Source organism: Aeromonas sp. 604176 (assembly GCF_049170755.1).
GTDB classification, from domain to species: domain Bacteria; phylum Pseudomonadota; class Gammaproteobacteria; order Enterobacterales; family Aeromonadaceae; genus Aeromonas; species Aeromonas veronii_A.
This window is the reverse complement of the sequence record NZ_JAAKNE010000233.1, coordinates 1-1,870: the sequence shown is the minus strand read 5'-3', so window position 1 is coordinate 1,870 and position 1,870 is coordinate 1. Positions and strand designations below refer to the sequence as shown.

Genomic DNA, 1,870 nt, shown 5'->3' with positions numbered 1-1,870 from the left:
ATGCCGGTCTACGATGCCCTGTATGACGGTGGTCTGGCCCATCAGCTCTGTCGCCACGAGCAGGGTGCCGCCATGGCGGCGGTGGGTTATGCCCGCGCCTCCGGTCAGGTGGGAGTCTGCATCGCCACCTCCGGCCCCGGCGCCACCAATCTGGTGACCGGTCTGGCGGAGGCGCTGCTCGATTCGGTGCCTCTGGTGGCCATCAGCGGTCAGGTGCCCTGTTCCGCCATCGGCACCGATGCGTTTCAGGAGGTCGACGTGCTCGGCATGTCCCTCTCCTGTACCAAGCACTCCTTTATGGTGACCGATGCCGCCGATCTGGGGCGGGTGCTGGCAGAAGCTTTCGCCATCGCCACCGAAGGGCGCCCCGGGCCTGTGCTGATCGACCTGCCCAAGGATGTGCAGCTGGCCGCAGTGCCTCCCCAGAGCCCGCTGTTTGCGGTGGAAGAGCCGGAGGTGCTCAATCCCTCGGATCTGGCCGCGGCCCGCACCCTGCTGGCTGCCGCCGAGCGTCCGGTGCTTTACGTCGGTGGCGGGGTGGGTATGGCCAATGCCGAGCAGCAGTTGCGTGACTTTGCCGCCGCAACCGGCATGCCTGCGGTCACCACCCTCAAGGGGATTGGCGCGCTCGACCCCGATAGCGCCGTTTATCTGGGCATGCTCGGCATGCACGGCACCAAGGCCGCCAACTACGCGGTGCAGCAGTGCGATCTGCTGCTGGTGGTGGGCGCCCGTTTCGATGATCGGGTGACCGGCAAGCTGGAGGAGTTCGCCCCCGAAGCCAAGGTGATCCATCTCGATGTGGATGCTGCCGAGTTCGGCAAGCGCCGCGCCGCCGAGGTGGGTATCACCACGGATCTCAAACAGGTGCTGCCGCGCTTCGCCATGACTCTCGACATCGCCCCCTGGCGTGAGCACTGCGCCGCCATGGCCCGCGAATATGCCTTTCGCTACGACCATCCCGGTCATGCCATCTACGCTCCGGCTTTTCTCAAGCAGCTCTCCGCTAGGTTGCCGGAGAGCAGCGTGGTCGCCTGCGACGTGGGTCAGCACCAGATGTGGGTGGCCCAGCACATGCGCTTCACCAGTCCGCGCAACCACCTCTCCAGCGCCGGTCTCGGCACCATGGGCTTCGGTCTGCCGGCCGCCATCGGGGCCAAGATGTCGCGCCCCAATGATGAAGTGGTGCTGGTGAGCGGCGACGGCTCTTTCATGATGAACGTGCAGGAGCTTGGCACCATCCGCCGCGCCCAACTCAAGGTGAAGATGGTGCTGCTGGACAACCAGCGCCTCGGCATGGTGCGCCAGTGGCAGGAGCTATTCTTCGACGGCCGCTACAGCGAGACCATCCTTTCCGACAACCCCGATTTCGTCGCCCTGGCTGCCGCCTTCGGCATCCCCGGCGAAACCATCACATGCAAGGAGCAGATAGCCGGCGCCCTCGATCGCCTGCTGGCAAGCGAGAGTGCCTACTTGCTGCATGTGGCTATTTCAGAGGAAGAAAACGTCTGGCCCCTGGTTCCGCCGGGAGTCGCCAACCACCAGATGATGGAGCAACGCCCATGAACCCGCACACCCTTGCCCAGCCAGCATTTGCACAACACACCCTGCATATCCACGCCCAGCCCAGACCCGAAGTGATGGAGCGGGTGCTGCGGGTGGTGCGTCACCGCGGCTTCAATCTCTGCGCCTTGAATATGGAGCAGGATTGCCAACAGCTGCGGATCACGGTTACTGTCGAGTCGGTGCGTCCCATCCAGCAGTTGTGGAGCCAGCTGGTGAAGCTGGTGGACGTCTCCCGGGTCGATGCACTGGAACAGCAACCCCGGATCAGAGCTTAAGGAGCCAAGCCAATGTCACAGCCTTCCCA

The 1,870-nt window shown here is 64.5% G+C and carries 2 protein-coding genes; both read left to right on the top strand.

The window, feature by feature from the left end:
* On the top strand, positions 1-1,566 hold a 1,566-nt coding region (gene ilvG, locus G5358_RS20940; protein ID WP_421324866.1), incomplete at its 5' end, for an acetolactate synthase 2 catalytic subunit.
* Positions 1,563-1,841, top strand: coding sequence for an acetolactate synthase 2 small subunit (gene ilvM, locus G5358_RS20935; RefSeq protein WP_005342011.1), 279 nt, complete (start codon positions 1,563-1,565; stop codon positions 1,839-1,841). The genes ilvG and ilvM, both read left to right, overlap by 4 nt.
* The last annotated feature ends 29 nt before the right edge of the window (positions 1,842-1,870 follow it).